This window comes from Kingella pumchi, from assembly GCF_022288825.1.
Lineage (GTDB): Bacteria > Pseudomonadota > Gammaproteobacteria > Burkholderiales > Neisseriaceae > Kingella_D > Kingella_D pumchi.
The window spans coordinates 69,635-85,558 of the sequence record NZ_JAKOOW010000009.1; the positions used below are offsets into that span (position 1 = coordinate 69,635).

Sequence of the window (15,924 nt, forward strand, 5' to 3'; positions counted from 1 at the left end):
GAATTTGAATTGTTGGGTCATGTTGATTCTCCGTTGGTTTGGGTTTTCAGGCTGCCCTTATCAGGCATCCCAGCTGTTACTGTCTAAATCCTGCTCCGCCCATGATGCGAGCAGGGTGTCGGTTTGTTTGACCAGATCGCAGGCGTCGGCCAAAACGCTGTAAGTGCTGTCGTATGTTTGGGGCTGCGGCCAGCGGTGCGGTCGGATTTTGGGCATCTGAATCTCAGCAGGCCGGTCGGTTTTGCGCTGCCACACCGGCGGCATCATGCTGTCGAGCATGGCGATGTAGTCGCGCATGGCTATGCGTGTATCGCTTGCCAGCCGCTGTTTCTCGCTTTCCTGCTGCGCCTGCACCATTACTTCCCAGCGCAAAGCCGGATCGGCAAGCGGCAGTAATGGCTGGTCTAATCCGCGCAAAGCACTTCGGCACAGTTCCAAATCCATCTCCAACACCCTTATAAGTGTCGGGTTTTCCGCAAAATCCAATTCCTGCTCAAGGTCATTGACCTGTTTCAGCAAGTCATGGCGGCGTTTGCGCTTGATTTCGTCATCCGATAAGGCTGCCCGCTCTGTTTTTCTTAACGTTTCTTTACTGTTTCCGCCGTTTTCAGTCTGCCGCGTCGATTCCGTACAGTTATTGACACCAGTCCAAGCGGCCGCTGTGCGGCCGTTTGCCGAAGCTCCATCCGTTGCCTGCTGCCCTGCGGCATAGGCGATTACCCACTCGTGTATGCGGCTGATTTTGACGGTACCGGTTTCGGCATCCAGCACGCCGCGTATTTCCGCGCCGCGCGGTTCGCCGTAGGCATTGGCGTGGCCGCCGTCTTCTTTGTATAGACGGATGGCCATTTCGTCGCGCTTGGCCAGCACGCCGCCCATCAGCACGACAAACTTCGCCCAGTCGCCACGGTCTGCGGCCTGCGCGGCCAAAATCAGGTTTTCTTCGGCGTCTTCAGTCATGCCTTCGCGGCGCAGTTCGCGCCACACGCTCACCGGCGGCCCACCCACCTGCTGAAACTGGCGGATGCCGTGGATGGATGCCCACGCCATCACCCGCTGGGCGGCGTCGGTGGCGGCCGTGCCCCATGCTTCGTCGGTATCGCCGATGCTCTCGCCGAAAGCGTTTTCGCCGTCGATGTTTTTCGATATGTATTTGGCGATATAGCCTGCCGCGCTGCCGATGTTCCAGTTGATTTTCTTAAACAGCACGCGGGCGCTGACCTTGTGATAGGTTTTCCAATCCGGCTCCCGCCAAAAATCCGCTTCCATCACCGCATCCGAGAGCAGCGATTTGAGCGTCGGCACGGCGTCGCCGCGCGCTAAGCAGGCAGCCTGAACGGCGCGGGCGTGCTGCTGCGCCGCTTTTTTGCTGACAAAGTAGTCCAGCCCCAATTCGGCACGGTCGTCGCGCACGGCATAGCGGGCGACGATACGGCGGAAAGTACGTCGGTGGCACTCGGGCATAAAAAACAGCCCGTGCCAGTGCGGACATCCGTCGTGATGCGGTTCGGCCACGCGGAAGCCGTAAATCTCCACCCCTTCGCGCTTGAGTGCCGCGCGGATTTGCGCCCATACCTTTTGCAGGTATTCGGCGGCATCGCGCGGACTGCTGCCGTCGTATTTATTGTTTTCTGCGCCGTTTTTGCGGTGGGCGCGGTGGAAACGGCTGGGGCAGGTAATGGTGATAAATTCGCCGACGTCGCCGTTGACCTGGGCGCAAAACTCAAAGCCCGCAATGCGCGTCATCAGTTCGGCCTTGCGGATTTTCGGATTGGCCAGCGACTTTTCCACCAGCTCGCTTAGGGCAAATTCCTGCCCCATCTCGTTAATCATCTTCAAGGTGGCCAGCAGTGCCTGATTACGGCGTCGCTGGCTCTGCCAGCGGGCAAAGCCGTCGTCGCTCACATACAGGTCTCGGCGACTGTTGACCAGATTCAGATCGCGGCGGGCAACCGCTTCCAGGCTGCGCCGCACATTGCGGCGCAGAAAGCCGCGCCACCATTTCTCCGCCTGCAGGCGGTTGCTGATGCCGTGCAGCCATTTACGTTTGATTTGTTCGGCAAACACCGCTTCACAGTCCACACCGTGCTGATGGGCGGCGCGCATCATTTGCTCGGTATTCCAGCCGCGCATGGCGCGCTCGCGGAACTTTGCTGCCAGCCGTTCGGCTTCGGCGCAGATTTCGCCGTCGCCCACCGACAAATCCCAGTCGACCTTAAGCTTGGCGGTTTCGCACCGGATACGGCTAAGCGCAGACGACAACCAGCCGTCGGCCTTTTCCCGCCATTCGTATTTTTCCGTTTGCGCAATCCGCTGCCAGCGTCTGCCCGCTGCCGCACCCATTTTCGGCGGCAGCTGGGCAAGACGCGGCGCCACCCAGTACTGATAGGCGGCGTCGATATCGGCGGAGCGGTCGGATAGATACATTTCAGGCAGCCTGAATCAGCGCAGCGTGTAATCGTCTTTGCCGAATGCGGCAAGCAGGGTCGAATAGATGCTTAGTGCAGCCAGCAGCAGCACGGCGGAGCCGGCAGCGGCGCTGGCGAGATACCAGATAAATTCGGCGACAGCTTTCATTGTTTTGTCCTTTGGTTTTAAGTTTTAATGGATCAGCTCGATTTGTTCGTATGCGACGCTGATTAAAAATTCCGGCCGATGTTCGCCGTCGGCTGCCACCAGATAGCTGGCAGCGACGCGCTCGGACAAGCCGACTATCGTTCCTGATTTTTTCAGGCTGCCGAAGCGGTAAACGACTTTGGTGCCCAGCGGGTGAGGCGGCCGGATATCGTTTTCCTGCGCCCATATTCTTTGCGCCTGTTCCACTTCGTCGCAGACAAAAAGTCTCATGTAGTGGAGCGTTTCCACGGCATCGGCAGACAGATACCAATGCGGCAGCTTGTCCAATTCAAGCGCCAGGCGGTAGCCGTCCGGAACTGTGCTGTCTAATCTGATAACGGCATCGGCTAAGTCATCGACAATCCTGTCCGGCCGCTGTGAAGCGCCACAGATCAGCCACGAATGCGCATAGATGTCGGCAAATTTTTCGGCAGCATGGCGGGCGCTTTCAGCGCTTAAGCGCGGGCGCGGCGGGTCATATCTGATTTTTTCCATGCCTACTCCCAAACCATATTGACCGTCGGGTCTTCTTCCCATGCGGCCTGCCGCTGCCGCTCAAGCTCGGCAAAAGCGCAGTCTTCCTGCCGCTGTCGCACGGCAATCCAGCGGTCGGGTTCGGCTTCCGGATTGGGCAGCACGAGATTGCTGCAGCCTTGCGGCATAGCGGTTTTAAGCGCCACGGCGCTCGGCTGGTGTGCAGCATCCGTTTGGGTAGCCGCTTGGCTTTCAGGCAGCCTGAAAACCAGCAGGGCGGCAAGTGCCAGCGCAGCGGCCAGCAGGCTGAATAATTTAAATTTCATTTCTCCACTCTCCATTGCGTGAAAGTTTGTCCAAAAGTCCGGCAACATAGGCTGCCAGTTTGTCTTCGCCCATTTCGCTCAAGGCAACGTGCATACCGGCGAGCCGCCAGCCTGCTCGTTCGGCACGCTGGCCGCTGATGCCGTCGTGGGCGTTTTCGGCGGCATCCAGCGCTTCGCGGTAGGTTTTATTGGCGCGGACTTTGAGACGCTGCGCGGTTGGATTGGCGTGCATTTCGTACATTTCCTATCTCCCGTTGGAGTTTCTGTAAAAAGTTGAGTTTGACTTCCGGCTGCACCGCTGCCACGCCCAAGCGGCGGGCGGTGGTTTTGGCTTCGACGATGCGGTCGTCTATCTTGGCCAGCAGCAGGGCGATTTCCGGCAGCAGCAGGCGGGGCAAATCCAACTCGGCATTCAGCGCCACGGTATTGGCCTGCTGCGCCATCTTGATAATTGCCCGGCACTGCATCTGCATGGTGCGGATGGCTTCGGTTTGGCTGGGTGTCAGCAGGCGTTTGCCGTTTGGCGCTGCCCGTATGGCGGTGCGGTCTCGGCAGTCGCCTTGGTTTACACTGCGGCAAAACTCGCGCCATCTGCCGCTGCTCTCCTGCAGTTTTTTATCGATTTGGGAGCGGGCGGCCAGATAGGCTTTGCTGTATTTGCTCTTTTTGACCTGCATTTCATTTTGTTGTTTTTCAATCATTTTTATTTCCTTTCGCCAAATTCGGGATGCAAAAAGTCCCGCCTGCATGTTTGCAGGGCGTTTTTTCAGGCTGCTTTAAAACAGTTGTCCGTCGATATTGGCCGGCGCGGCGAGAAACTCGGCATCCACTTCCGGCGGCAGCGCAGCGTCGGCATATTTTTTCGATGGCGGCGACGTGGTGCGGGTAATCTCAAACATCCCCACGCCCGTCCAGCCGCACAGCATATTGGTGCATTGCAGATAGTGCTGGCGGGTCAGCCGCGTAACGCGCTCGCTGGTCAGCGTGATGCATGCCGAGCCGCAGGCAGGGCAGACAACCGAAACGCGAAAGCGCCCGGCGATATTTTGGTTTCTATTCTTGAGCGCCATTGCCGAACACCCGGTCGGTTTCGACCACAATGCCCATCAGCTCCGACACCGCTGCATGGCACCGCTGCCACAGCGCCGCTTTTTCGCGGCGGCTGATGCGCCCGTCCGCCGTAGCCTGCCGCCATGTATCGGCAAACTGCCCGAGCTTGGCCACCGCCGATACAAAGTTCTCGGCAATATCGGTGCCCGAGCTGGCTTCTTCCGGCAGTGGCACAAACACACCGCCCGACTGGCAGGCCACCGCATCGGCAAAATGCGGCGTGCCGCACAGGCGCTGCAGCAGCATCGCTTCTTCGATGCTCAAGCGCTGGCCTTTGACCTGGTAGAGACGGTTTTCAAACGCCGGCAGCGTATAGCCCAAAGTGGCTGCCGCTGCGGCATGGCCGCCGTCGATCTGATTGGCCATCGTGCGGATGGCCTGGTTGATTTCGGATTTCATGGATTTGCCCTTTCACTCTTGGTTATGGAAAAACACCAAAGGGCTTAAGATGGCTGCACGGTTTCGGTGCTTGAAGCAATCATATTTTTTGCAACATTAAGCATATGAAACCGTGTAAAAGCAGAAACAGACATACCGACAGATTCGGCAGCCTGAATGATGATGCCCAACTCTTCCCGATTGCGCAGAGTTGACTGAATAGTTATGGCAGGTTTTCGAACAATGGTTCTTTCATTGACTTTTGATGTAAGCATTGTAAAATCAGCTCCTTGCTACTTGAAACAAATTGAAAATATGCGAATCGACAGCGCAAATATATTCTCAATTTTTTAATCATTCAAGCAATTTGCGAATTTATTTTATAAGGCTTTGTTTTGTCTAGTGATTTTTTTTACGGTGATACAGCGCACGATGTGTTTGAACGTTTGAAACACATCTTGCAGGCTGGCACTTCTAAAGAATTGGCGCATAAAGTTGGGATTTCTGAATCAGGGATTAGTAGCGCCATTAAACGCAATTCGGTTCCCTATGCGTTGTGCGCCCAGACTTCATTGACTACGGGCGTTCCTGTTGACTGGATATTGTTCGGCGATGTAGATGGAAAAAATCATTATCGGACAATCAAAAGCGAATATTTGCAAAGAGCTTATGGGGCGGCCGATATAGATGCCAAAGAGCAGTTGGCAGAAATATTTGGAGATTCGCCGGAGTTTGACGATGCCGACGCGGTATGGGTGCCGCTGTATGACGTGGAAGTGAGTGCCGGCAGCGGCATCGAGGTGTACGGCGAGCGGATTATCCAGCGCGTGCCCTTTGCCAAAAGCTGGCTGCATAGTGAAGGCTTGTACGCACGGCATCTGGCCTGCCTGCCGGTGCATGGCGACAGCATGGAGCCGACTCTGCAGCACGGCGACATTGTGCTGGTCAACCACGAAAAAACCCGTGGCGACGGTGTGTTTGTCATCCGCATGGGCAACGCCCTGCGCGTCAAACGCCTGCAATGGCTGGCAAACGGCGATTTGCGCATCAGCTCGGACAATGCCATTTACGAGCCGGAGCAGGTCAATCCCGATGACTTGGGCGATCAGTTCGCCATTCTCGGCGCCTGCCACACCCGGATTTCACGGGTGGGATAGTTATTTTGTATTTTCGCCTGCGTTTGCGGGCTTTTATTTTGTCGTTGTGCTTTTGAGGCGTTTTAAATGATTGAAACCATTGGGGAAATTCTAGGTGTATTACTATTTTTTGGCGGGGTTATGCTGTTTCTCGCCTCAATAGTGGCGACCATTACCCCAAGTATCCTTCAACGGCGTGGCCGGTCGGTTACACTTAACCGCCTACAGATATTCGTTGCCGGTGTTGCTGCTAGTTTCCTGACTGCCGTTTTGGGATTAGTAGTTATTGGCTTGTCTGTTCCGGCTGATTCTCCAGTAACCAATAGCCATGCTGCAGCGGCAGCAGCATCTGAATCACAAGTCGCTACGGCATCTAACGAAGATGCGCCTAAGGCGGCTTTTGCGGCAGCTGTGCCGGTTGTAGCAGAAACATCCGTATCTGCGGAAACAGCCGCATCTGCTCCAGTCAAATCAGAATACGATGTCGAGTGTAAGGTAGTTGGTGTTTCTGACGGCGATACGATTACTTGCTTAGAAAACGGGCACGATCAAATCAAAGTCCGTTTGAATCAAATCGACGCACCAGAGAAAGCACAGGATTTTGGCAATGCGTCCAAAAAGGCATTATCGGCTTTGGTTTTTGGCAAGGTGGTCGGTTTGAAAACCAACGGCAAAGATAAATACAAACGAACGCTTGCTGAAGTATTTGTTGATGGAAAGAATGTAAATAAAGAAATGGTTAGAACTGGATATGCTTGGGCATATAAAGAATACCTGACCGACAACGAATACTCCGAACTCGAACAGTCGGCACAATCAAACAGTTTGGGTTTGTGGTCGATGCCCGATCCGATTTATCCGAGTGATTTCCGCCACGGGAAACGCAAAGAAGCTAAACCAAAAGCAGCTCCGGTGGCGCCCAATCTAGGTGTGGGAAAACCATCAAAAGGATTTACCTGCTCTGGTAAACGCTTTTGTCGTGAAATGAACAGTTGTGAAGAAGCACAGTTTTACCTTAATAAATGTGGCGTCCGCCGCTTAGATGGAGATAATGACGGTATCCCGTGTGAAAGTTTGTGCTGATATGAAATTCGGAATCCGCAGATACTCGTTTAAAAGCCGTGTGGCAGCGCGTACTTCGTGGAAACGTTACGCACGGCACAATCTTGGGTTTAAGGCTCCGCGCGGCTTGGGTATTTTAACCAATCCGCGAAAGGCTGCTTACAACCGGATTTACAATCGGACGACGGTATCGTCTGAAAAAGCCGCGATGTCTCTATTATCCCTGTTGTTTACTATTGTTTTTTATGTGATTGCCCTACCGTTTTTCATTTTGGTGGTTATTGTCGAGATGATGGGCAAAAAACGCTGAACATCGCTTTAAGGCAGCCTGAAACCTTTATCCGGTTTCAGGCTGCTTTTTTGCGGCGTTTGGCTGATTGCCGTTGGTGGCGCTGCTGCCGTTTGCGGCCTGCGCCTGCTTTGGGTTGGTTTGGCTCTTTAGCGTCGCTGTCTGCAGCATCGTCTTGGTCTTCTTCGCTGCCGTCGAAATCACTCTGCGCTTCAAGCTGCACGCGGCAGGTGTAGCCGCCCGAATCGAGACTGTGGGCCACTTCGACAATCAGCCATGCCAGATTGTCGATTTCGGGCTTGAAGCCGGAAACCCTGACCGGGGTTTCCGGCGTAATGTCGGGGCGGCCGACGGCCAGCGTGATTTCGAACTTTGCCGCACCGCGCTTTAAGCGTTTGAATGCCGCACGCGCGCCGCTGGCCGCGCTGTGCTCGGTGGCATACAGGTGGCGCAGGGTTTTGATTTTTTTGCCCTGTGTATCCACCTTGCGCACCACATTAACGGTTTTGGTGGTGGTTTTGCTGCTTTGGGTTCTGATTTTTCCGGTCTTTTTGTCGCGGCGCGGCCGCTTGTATTTGTGCACTTTGGTCGTCGTTACTTTTTTCTTTTCCGGCTGCAGGTTTTCTTCGTTGATGATCACTTCTTTTTTTTGTCCGGTTTTTTTGTCGGTGTAGTAGGCGCGCACGGCTTCGTAGCTTTGGGTGGCCGAATAGCTGAAGCGGTGGGAATCACCGGCCTGCCGCACGATTTCCAAAGCCGGTACCGGTTTGCCTGATGCGGTTTGCATGCCGCCCTCGGGAATAAACAGCAGATGGTTTTGCTTAACGGTGGCAATGGCGCCGTATTGCTCGGCCAGCCGGCTTAAAAAGGCAGCATCCGATTCGTTGGTCTGGTCGATGTGTTTAATGGTTTCCTGTTTGTACTGTTCGGCGATTTTCGGGGTGTAGCCGTGTTCGCCGGCAATGGCTTCGACAATGGCGGCGAGTGTTTTGCCGTGCCAGCTGCGCTCTTTCTGCTGGGCGAGCGTTTCGGCAAGGTTGGCGCTGCGGGCGGTGATGTTCATGGTATCCGGTGCGCCGGAGCAGGAAAAATCCGAAAACAGATATTCGCCCTTATCGACGATGCCGGTTTCCGCGTAGCCGAGCGCGAGCGTGAGCAGATCGCCCGGGGTGGGAATGGCAATGCTGCCGTCGTGGTCGTCCAAATCGACGGACAGCTCGTCGGCTTCAAATCCGCGTTTGTCGGTCAGCTGGATGCGAGTAATGCGGGCGATGGTCTGGGTGCCGAAAAAGTGGCCGTTGATGGTCAGCTCGGCGGCGGGCGTCAGATGGCGGCCGCCGCTGTCGGTGAGTTTGTCAAAGAGTTTGCGGGCGGCTTGGGCGGTTTTGGAAAAATCCATATCAGAATCCTGTCAGGGCGCGAATCATGCCGGCAGCTTGGGCGAGTGCCTGCCCTTCCAGGCCGAAAGCATGATCGGAAATTTTTTTCAGGCTCATGGAAAAGGCGATGGCGCGGGGCGTGCTGTCGTACATCAGCTCGCTGCGTTCTTCGCGCAGCTCGGTGATGACGTAGCTGCCCATCAGTTGGCCGTTGCCCAGTATCAGCTGGTAGGGTTTGCCGCTGTCGGCCATTTTGCGCAGCTCGCCGATGCTGCCGATGCCGCCGGTTACTTCGGGGCGCAGCTCGGCGCTGATGCTGATTTCTTCAGGTGATTTGCCGGTGTATTGGGACGGCGGCATATCGCCTACTACCTGCTGGCTGGGATGGTTCCAGCTTTGGCTGCGGCCGAGTCCGGAAAACGGCACGGTGCGGGTGGAAAAAACAAACATGCCCAAAATAGCTAATGCCATGTGCTGTCTCTCAATCTTGGTCGTAATAACTGCTGCGCGCGCGGCTTTGGCGCTCGCGGCTGCGGATGTCGAGCTGGCGGGCGACTTCGCGGGCGACGGCCTGTGCGTCCATGCCGCTGCCGTTGATGTTGATAACGATGTTGTCGCCGCCGGCCGCCGCTTTCAGGCTGCCTGCAAATCCCGACGGCGCGCGGCGCTCGGATGCGGGCAGTATGCCTTTGATGCCGGTTAGGGCGGACGCACCGCCACGGCGCAGCGCTTCCACCGCCTGCCAGCCGCCGAAGCGGCGCACGTCGGCCTGCGAAAACACCACTTCGCCACGGTGGACTATGCCGGCCGCTTCGTTTACGCCGCCCGCGCCGGTATAGCCGCCGCGCGAGAAGCCTTTGCCGTCGAACAGATTGCCGAGACGGCGGAACGGCGCATTGATTTTGTCGGCGATATTGATATTTTCAAATGCTTTTTTGACTTGGCCGGCTTTGGCAATCAGCCTGTCGATATTGGCAATCAGCGTGGTGATCAAACCGATCGGCCCCATAAATGCGCCGAGCAGGGGATTGTCGCGCAGGATGCCTTTCAGCCACTCCCAGTTTTGGCCGAATGCGGTTTTAAACGATTCCCAGCGCTCTTTCAGACTGGCCAGTGATGTAATCGGGCGGATAATGGCCTGTACGATGGGGTTGTCGCCCAACAGTCCTTTGAGCATTTCCCAAGTGCTTTTGAGATAGGCAACAATACTGCTCCAGTTGTTTACCAATAACCGCATGATGCCAATGGGGGCAAAGACAAAATTCAGAATCGGATTCTCGGAAAACACCTGGTTAATCCAATTCCAACCGGCTATCAGCGCGGCTTTGACAGTATCCCAATGCCGCCACAGCAGATACAGGCCGGCAACAATTAGGGTAATGGCCAAGCCTATCGGATTGGCAAGAAACAGGCGGCCGAGCCACATCAAGCCCTGACCGATGATTTTCAGCGCCGTGCCGACTTTTGCCAGGCTGCCTGCGCCGGTGGCGGCGCTGGTGGCCAGAGTTACCCAAGAGAGTTTGAGCATTGCCAGCGGCACCACCACGGCGGCGACGATGGTAGCGACCACGGCCAGTGCGGCGGCGAGTATGCCGATGACGGCAGCCACTTTCATCAGCGTGCCGGCGAGCTTGGGATTTTCCTGCACCCATTTGCTGGTATTGGTCAGCCAGCGCTCGCCGATCTGCAGCAGGTCTTGGATGGCGGGGAACAGGGTTTGCCCCATGAGCGCGGCGGTGCCGAAAAGCTGGTTTTTGAAAATCTGCCATTTGCTCGACAAGGCACCGGCGCGGGTCTCGAACTCGCGCATCATGCTGCCTTTGGCTTCTTCGCTGTTGGCCAGCTCCAGCTGGCGCCGCCACTCTTCGGTGTTGGAAATCAGCGCGGCAAAAACTTTGTTGTATTCGCCGCCCGCCAAGCCTTTCAGAAAGCCTGCCTGCTGCTCTTTGGGCATTTTTTTGACGGCTTCCATCACTTTCATCACGGTAGCATTGGCGTCTTCCACCATGCCCTTTTGGATGGCTTTGGCATCCAGCCCCAGCCCTTTTAGTGCTTCGCGCACCGGTTTCATATCGGGGGCGGTGGAAAGGCGGGTAAACAGCGACGAGACGGCATTGGCGGATGTGGATGCGTCCACGCCGGCCGTCAGCAGGGTAGAGCCGAGCGCGGCGGTGTTTTTATCGCTGATTTTCGCCAGCCCCATGCTGCCGGAAACGCGGTTCATGTACTCGATGATGTCCGCGCCTTTTGAGAGCGAGTTGTCGTCCAGGTAGTTGATCACGTCGGCCAAAGCGCGACCCTGCTCGGCAGAGAGCTTGAAGTTTTTATTGATGCGGCCGAGATTCTCCGCCAGCTGCCCCATGTCTTCGGCATCAAAGGCGGTTGCGGCAACAGCAGCGGTTTTAACGTAGGCGCCCAGCTCTTCGCGCGGCACGTCCATGCGGGCGCCCGCTTCGTACATGGCCATGATTTCGGTGGTGGCAACCGGCAGGTCTCTGGACAGGCCGCGGATTTCGGCGCGCACTTTGGCGATTTCGGCGTGGTTTAGGCTGTTGTCGGCATTTTTCAGCCCTTGCACCTGCTTGATGATGCCGAGCATGGCGTCTTCTTCTTCGATTGCCGCTTTTACCGGCGCGCCGATGCCGCGTGCGATGCCGTAGGCTGTGGCGGTGCTGGCGACGGCGATGCCGGATGCGGTGCCCTGTATCTGGCGGGCGCGGCTGACGCTTGCTTGAGCGCGGTTAAGTCGGTTGAGCGCATTGCGTTGGCGCTCGATTTCGCGGGTGGCGCGTTCGTGGCGGCGGCGCAGCTCTTCTTCGGCGGCGGCTAAGTCGCGGGTGGAAACGCCGGCTTCACGCAGGCGGCGGCGCAGCTGCTCCAATTCCTGCGTCTGCCGCTCTTGGGTTTGCCGCAGGGTGCGGCTGCGGCGCTCCAAGTTTTGCAGTTCGCGCTCCTGCTCGCGGGTGGCCTGTCCGCTGGCACGGATGGCTTGCCGCAGTTCGCGCTGGCGGCGGCTGTTTTCCAGCAGCTCGCGCGATGTTTGCGAGAGTTGGGCGCGCAGTTGGCCGGAGCGGGCAAGGTCGCGCTGGGCGCGCTCAGTCTGCTGCAGTGCCTGTTGGTTGCGCTGCAGGGCAGCGGTCAGGCTGCCGCCGGCCTGCCGCACACGGTTGAATGCGGCGCTGGCACGGTCGCTGGCGGCCATGATGATGCGCATCACTAGATTGTTTGCCATATCGGCCTTTCCAAAATTTCAGGCAGCCTGAAACGGTTTTCAGGCTGCCTTGCGTTTACTCTTGTTGCGTGTCTTTTACCGCCCGCACGGCGCGGTCTGTCCAGCGCAAAAGCTCGTAGAGCGGATAGTCCGCCCATTGGGCGATACCGCCGCCAAATACCAGGGCGCACTGGGCGGCGCAGTCGTCGGCTTGGTTGAAAAACTGCCAATCCTGCCCGGCGGCCGCCGCATAGATGTCCGGCTCGGCAGCTAGGATGCGGACGGCGTCAAAGGCTCGGATTCGGACTCCGACAGGTAGCCCAGCTCGGCAAAGGCAGCCTGCATCTCGGCTTTGGCAGTAGGCGGCGCTGAAAAAAAATTCAGGCAGGCATTGAGTACGTCGGCATCGGAAATACTCAATTTGCCGTAGTCGGCACGGCTCAGGCGCGGGGTGCTGATGCGCTCCACCAGTTTTTGCACCTGATCGGTGTGCTTGATTTTGATTAGGTCTTGGGACAAACCGTCCAGGTCTTTGGCACGCGGCTCGCGCAGGGTGTAGCTTTTGCCGTCGGACAGGGTGGCGGTCAGGGTGTTGTCGGGGTTGATTTTGATGGATTGGGTCATCTTGCTGCTTTCGATTGATTGTTAAAAGTTTTTGAAAGTACCTTTTGAGCCAATCGGTAACTTTCCAATCAGGCAGCCTGAAAGGTTTTCAGGCTGCCTTGGCTACATCTGGCCTAAGGCGCGGCGCAGGCCGGCGCGTTCGTCTTTTCCGCCGAATGCGGCTTTGTTGCCCAATACGTCGATTTCGACAATGGGCTCGCCGTCCAGCGTTTCTTTCCAGTAAACCAGCGCGATTTTGAATTTATGCTCGCCGCCTTCGCCCTGCTTGTCGCTGCCGGGGTCGGCTTCGATGATGCGGCCGCGCGCTTCGCCTTTGAGTTCGCGGTAGTCGCCGCCGTCTTCTTCCTGCAAAGCGCCTTGGTAGCGGATGAGCTTGCCGCCGATGCTGGATGTCATCGAACGCAGCATGTCGGCGTCGTATCCTTTGCTGGTGATTTCCAGCTCCATTTTTTCAAAGCCGTGGACGACGGTCATTTCCATCATGGCGCCGCCCGGGGTGTAGTCTTCGGTTTTACGGGCGATTTTGGGGCGGGTGATGTCCACCACCACGCCGTACTGGTCTTCGCCGTCCACATAGACGGTAAAGCCTTTTAACTGCTTGGGCATTTTCATGGTTTGGCGTCCTTATACGGTGGTGGCTTTCAGGCTGCTGGCAAAGCTGATGACCTTGTCCACCAGATTGACAAAGAAGGTGTCGGTGTTGTGCTGCTCGAAAACCATGTTTTCCAAAGGCGGCACATACGTCCACTCGTAGGAAAACGTGAACTGTCCGGCCTGCACGGTTTGCGAAGTGTTTTTGGTGCGGTCGATAAACACGCGGGCGCCCAAGATGTAGCCTTTGTGGACGTACTCGGCCAGCTTGGCATTGATGCCCATCACGATGTCTTCGATCAGGCTCGGGTGCATAGGTTTGTCCATCGCCCACAAAAAGGCCGAAGCGATGGTTTCCTGAATGATTTGGGCGCTGCGGGTGGCGACTTCAAAGGCCATCATCGGGTCGGATGCGCAGGTGCGGTTGCCCCATACGCGGAAGCCGTCTTCGCGGATCAGGGTGGTTACGTCGGCATTGTTGAGTGTGTTGGCATCGCAGTTTTTATCGAGCAAATCAAAGCTGCGGGCATATTTCAGGCCGGTTACGCCGTTGATGGCGGTGTTGGAGATGGATTTATGCCAGCCGATTTGGCTGTCGAGTTTGGCGCGGGCGCCGAGAATGCGGGCGATGGTGCAGGCACTGATGTCTTTTTTGGCAACAGGGTCGAAGCCTAAAAAGTCGTTGTCCACCAGCATCAGCTCGCGGGCGCCGAAGTTTTCGCGGTAGCTGGCCACTTCGGCAATGTCGGCGGCGCCACCGGCGCGGCCGTAGGCAAATGCACGGGTGTTTTGCGCCACGCCCACCAGCTCGGTGAGCACGGCTTGGGTATCCAGCTCGGGCACGCCTAAGATTTTCGGTGTTTGTCCGGTAACGGCGCGGGCGCGGCGCAAGGCTTTGAGTCCGGTGTATTCGCCGCCGGTTGCGGTGCCGACAACATTTGCGGTTTGGGTGGCTTCGTCGTCGCTCTGCGGCACGCGCACAATCACAATCTGCGCGTCAGCCTGATCGACAATGCCGTCGAGCGCGCGGGCGAGCGTGCCTTTTTCGCCGGCCTTGCCCAGCACGTCGTAGGCGGATGTGTGGAAAACGGGGGTATTGAGCGGAAAGGTTTTGTCGTCGGCGTCGTCGGCGGTGCACACCATGCCGATAACGGCGGTGGCAATATCGGCAATGCTGCGCACGCCTTCGGTAAATTCGCGGGTGGTAACGCCGTGGTGGCGGGATGCGGCCATTTTGCTGTCCTTTGTTCGGTAAGGGTGCCGCTATATTGCAGATGCCGCCACACGACGGGAAGCGGCGGGGGTTTTGGGGGGATTTTTTAGGATGGTAGGGACGGCAAAAGGCAGCCCGAATATTTTTCAGGCTGCCTTTTTTTGCGAAAACGCTTGACTTTTATTTTAGGCTATACTAAAATACGAACACTGATTAAGAACTTCCAAACAAAAGAAATCCCACCGCTGCAACGGTGGGAAATCCTAAAAAGAAAGGAGGTGATAAAAGTGGTTAAGTTCTTAATCTTGGCGATTCTGTTACTGATTAGCTTCCCAGCATTTTGATAACAGAGCTTGATTAACCAACCGGGGCGGAACTAGGGAAGCCGCCCCATCTCCAAACTTTGCGCCATCTTAACGAAAGGACAAAACCATGTCAAACCTGACACCTGAAGCAAAAAAACGCTATGCCAAAACCGCCACCGCCATCAATCAGGCCAAACTGGACAGCGGGCAATACCGGCAGTTTGCTGTAAAGGGCCGCGCCGAAGATGTGGCGCTGATTGAGCAGGCGATTGCCGCAGCAGGCGGCAGCAGGGTGCAGGCATTGAAAAAGATTTGCGCACAGTGGCTCTCAGCACAATAAATAGCTCAAATACACAGGCAGCCTGAAAACCGTCCATATGGTTTTCAGGCTGCCTTGCTGTGCCGGCCGGCCGCCTTACCAGTTACAGATCACCAGCTCGCCGCTGGCTTTGGGCGTTTTGTCACGGGCTACTGTGTAAGAGATTTGCAGCTCATGCAGCCTGAAGTCCTTAAACAGCGCGCGGATATCGGGGTGGTCGTTGATGGACAGCATGGCTTTGCCTTGCGAGCTGCCCATCATCTCGGCCAGCTTTTCGTACTGCTCCCACGCAAAAGGGCAGCCGTAGCCTTCCGTCTGCCAGTAAGGCGGGTCGAGATAAAAAAAGGTATGGGCGCGGTCGTAGCGTTCAAAACATTTGTGCCATGCCCCGTTCTCGATAATCACGCCCGAGAGTCTGCGGCGGGCGGCGGCGAGCCTTTTGGCAATCCCATCGGCACGCCATACGGCCGAAGTGGTGGTGGTGCCGAAACTCTGCCACCTTACCCTGCCGCCGAAGGCATTGTTTTGCAGATAGTAAAAGCGGGCGGCGCGCTGGATGTCGGTCAGGCAGTCGGGCGGAACGGCCTGCAGGCGCTCAAAGGTTTCACGGGCGGTCAGGATGTGGTCGAACTGACGGACAAACTCGTCAAAATGATGCTGCACCACGCGGTAAAGATTGGTGATATTGCCGTTGATGTCGTTGAGCACTTCAACCTTTGCCCGTTCGGGGCGCAGGAAAAATAAGGCTGCGCCGCCGCAAAACGGCTCGACATAGCAACTGTGATCGGGAAACAGCGGCAGCAGCTGCTTGGACAGCCGCCGCTTACCGCCAAGCCATCTGATTATCGGCGCAGCTTTGGCGTCTGTCTGTCTGTCTGTCTGTCTGTCTGT

20 protein-coding genes and 1 pseudogene are annotated in these 15,924 nt (G+C 56.7%); 5 read left to right on the top strand and 16 right to left on the bottom strand.

Going from position 1 to position 15,924, the window contains the following annotated elements:
- Nucleotides 1-60: 60 nt before the first annotated feature.
- From MB824_RS03065 to MB824_RS03100, 9 genes are all read right to left on the bottom strand, one after another.
- On the bottom strand, nt 61-2,427 hold the full coding sequence (locus tag MB824_RS03065) for a replication endonuclease (RefSeq protein WP_238745848.1): 2,367 nt from the start codon (nt 2,425-2,427) through the stop codon (nt 61-63).
- Between the two features lie 15 nt (nt 2,428-2,442).
- Nucleotides 2,443-2,577: a hypothetical protein gene (locus MB824_RS11615; protein WP_255778223.1), complete on the bottom strand. Its 135-nt coding sequence runs from the start codon at nt 2,575-2,577 to the stop codon at nt 2,443-2,445.
- Nucleotides 2,578-2,601: 24 nt separating this feature from the next.
- Nucleotides 2,602-3,111, bottom strand: a complete 510-nt coding sequence (locus MB824_RS03070; RefSeq protein ID WP_238745849.1) for a hypothetical protein — start codon at nt 3,109-3,111, stop codon at nt 2,602-2,604.
- A 2-nt stretch (nt 3,112-3,113) separates the two neighbouring features.
- A complete protein-coding gene (locus MB824_RS03075; protein WP_238745850.1) occupies nt 3,114-3,416 on the bottom strand; it encodes a hypothetical protein in 303 nt (100 codons plus the stop codon).
- Nucleotides 3,406-3,648, bottom strand: a complete 243-nt coding sequence (locus tag MB824_RS03080) for a hypothetical protein (RefSeq protein WP_238745852.1) — start codon at nt 3,646-3,648, stop codon at nt 3,406-3,408. The genes MB824_RS03075 and MB824_RS03080 overlap by 11 nt, the downstream gene beginning before the upstream one ends.
- Nucleotides 3,602-4,117 carry a hypothetical protein gene (locus MB824_RS03085; RefSeq protein WP_238745854.1) on the bottom strand — a complete coding sequence of 172 codons (516 nt, stop codon included), beginning with the start codon at nt 4,115-4,117 and terminating at the stop codon, nt 3,602-3,604. Before MB824_RS03085 ends, MB824_RS03080 begins: the two co-directional genes overlap by 47 nt.
- Nucleotides 4,118-4,192: 75 nt before the next feature.
- The gene (locus MB824_RS03090) at nt 4,193-4,486 is read right to left on the bottom strand and encodes an ogr/Delta-like zinc finger family protein (protein ID WP_238745856.1); all 294 of its coding nucleotides are present in this window, start codon (nt 4,484-4,486) and stop codon (nt 4,193-4,195) included.
- Nucleotides 4,470-4,925 (bottom strand): YmfL family putative regulatory protein, encoded by a 456-nt coding sequence (locus tag MB824_RS03095; RefSeq protein WP_238745858.1) that lies wholly within the window; start codon nt 4,923-4,925, stop codon nt 4,470-4,472. The genes MB824_RS03090 and MB824_RS03095 overlap by 17 nt, the downstream gene beginning before the upstream one ends.
- A gap of 44 nt (nt 4,926-4,969) precedes the next feature.
- Nucleotides 4,970-5,179 (bottom strand): hypothetical protein, encoded by a 210-nt coding sequence (locus MB824_RS03100; protein WP_238745860.1) that lies wholly within the window; start codon nt 5,177-5,179, stop codon nt 4,970-4,972.
- Between the two features lie 159 nt (nt 5,180-5,338).
- Here MB824_RS03100 and MB824_RS11620 point away from each other — a divergent pair.
- The 3 genes and pseudogenes from MB824_RS11620 to MB824_RS03115 all read left to right on the top strand — a co-directional run.
- A pseudogene (locus MB824_RS11620) lies at nt 5,339-5,506 on the top strand (helix-turn-helix domain-containing protein); the annotation flags it as partial.
- 54 nt (nt 5,507-5,560) lie between these two features.
- Nucleotides 5,561-6,061 carry a S24 family peptidase gene (locus MB824_RS03110; protein ID WP_238745949.1) on the top strand — a complete coding sequence of 167 codons (501 nt, stop codon included), beginning with the start codon at nt 5,561-5,563 and terminating at the stop codon, nt 6,059-6,061.
- Between the two features lie 66 nt (nt 6,062-6,127).
- Nucleotides 6,128-7,123 (top strand): thermonuclease family protein, encoded by a 996-nt coding sequence (locus MB824_RS03115; protein ID WP_238745862.1) that lies wholly within the window; start codon nt 6,128-6,130, stop codon nt 7,121-7,123.
- Nucleotides 7,124-7,449: 326 nt separating this feature from the next.
- Here the strand turns inward: MB824_RS03115 and MB824_RS03120 are convergent, their stop codons facing one another.
- From MB824_RS03120 to MB824_RS03130, 3 genes are read right to left on the bottom strand one after another with little or no spacing between them, the layout of a single operon-like run.
- Nucleotides 7,450-8,790 (bottom strand): contractile injection system protein, VgrG/Pvc8 family, encoded by a 1,341-nt coding sequence (locus tag MB824_RS03120; protein WP_238745864.1) that lies wholly within the window; start codon nt 8,788-8,790, stop codon nt 7,450-7,452.
- A 1-nt stretch (nt 8,791) separates the two neighbouring features.
- Complete coding sequence (locus MB824_RS03125; RefSeq protein WP_238745866.1) at nt 8,792-9,241, bottom strand: phage tail protein; 450 nt, start codon at nt 9,239-9,241, stop codon at nt 8,792-8,794.
- Nucleotides 9,242-9,251: 10 nt separating this feature from the next.
- Nucleotides 9,252-12,002, bottom strand: coding sequence for a phage tail tape measure protein (locus tag MB824_RS03130; RefSeq protein ID WP_238745868.1), 2,751 nt, complete (start codon nt 12,000-12,002; stop codon nt 9,252-9,254).
- A gap of 49 nt (nt 12,003-12,051) precedes the next feature.
- On the opposite strand from MB824_RS03130, the gene MB824_RS03135 reads away from it, so the two are divergent.
- Entirely contained in the window at nt 12,052-12,255 is a 204-nt protein-coding gene (locus MB824_RS03135; RefSeq protein ID WP_238745870.1) for a hypothetical protein, read from the top strand.
- On the opposite strand, the gene MB824_RS03140 is transcribed toward MB824_RS03135, so the two are convergent.
- The 3 genes from MB824_RS03140 to MB824_RS03150 form a co-directional block, all read right to left on the bottom strand.
- Entirely contained in the window at nt 12,252-12,605 is a 354-nt protein-coding gene (locus tag MB824_RS03140; protein WP_238745872.1) for a phage tail assembly protein, read from the bottom strand. The two genes, MB824_RS03135 and MB824_RS03140, sit on opposite strands and share 4 nt — an antisense overlap.
- A gap of 102 nt (nt 12,606-12,707) precedes the next feature.
- Entirely contained in the window at nt 12,708-13,217 is a 510-nt protein-coding gene (locus MB824_RS03145; RefSeq protein WP_238745874.1) for a phage major tail tube protein, read from the bottom strand.
- A 12-nt stretch (nt 13,218-13,229) separates the two neighbouring features.
- Entirely contained in the window at nt 13,230-14,429 is a 1,200-nt protein-coding gene (locus tag MB824_RS03150; RefSeq protein ID WP_238745876.1) for a phage tail sheath subtilisin-like domain-containing protein, read from the bottom strand.
- Nucleotides 14,430-14,841: 412 nt separating this feature from the next.
- Here MB824_RS03150 and MB824_RS03155 point away from each other — a divergent pair, with 412 nt between their 5' ends.
- Nucleotides 14,842-15,054 carry a hypothetical protein gene (locus MB824_RS03155; protein ID WP_238745878.1) on the top strand — a complete coding sequence of 71 codons (213 nt, stop codon included), beginning with the start codon at nt 14,842-14,844 and terminating at the stop codon, nt 15,052-15,054.
- A gap of 75 nt (nt 15,055-15,129) precedes the next feature.
- Here MB824_RS03155 and MB824_RS03160 read toward each other — a convergent pair whose 3' ends face one another.
- A complete protein-coding gene (locus MB824_RS03160) occupies nt 15,130-15,879 on the bottom strand; it encodes a DNA adenine methylase (protein WP_238745951.1) in 750 nt (249 codons plus the stop codon).
- Between the last annotated feature and the right edge of the window lie 45 nt (nt 15,880-15,924).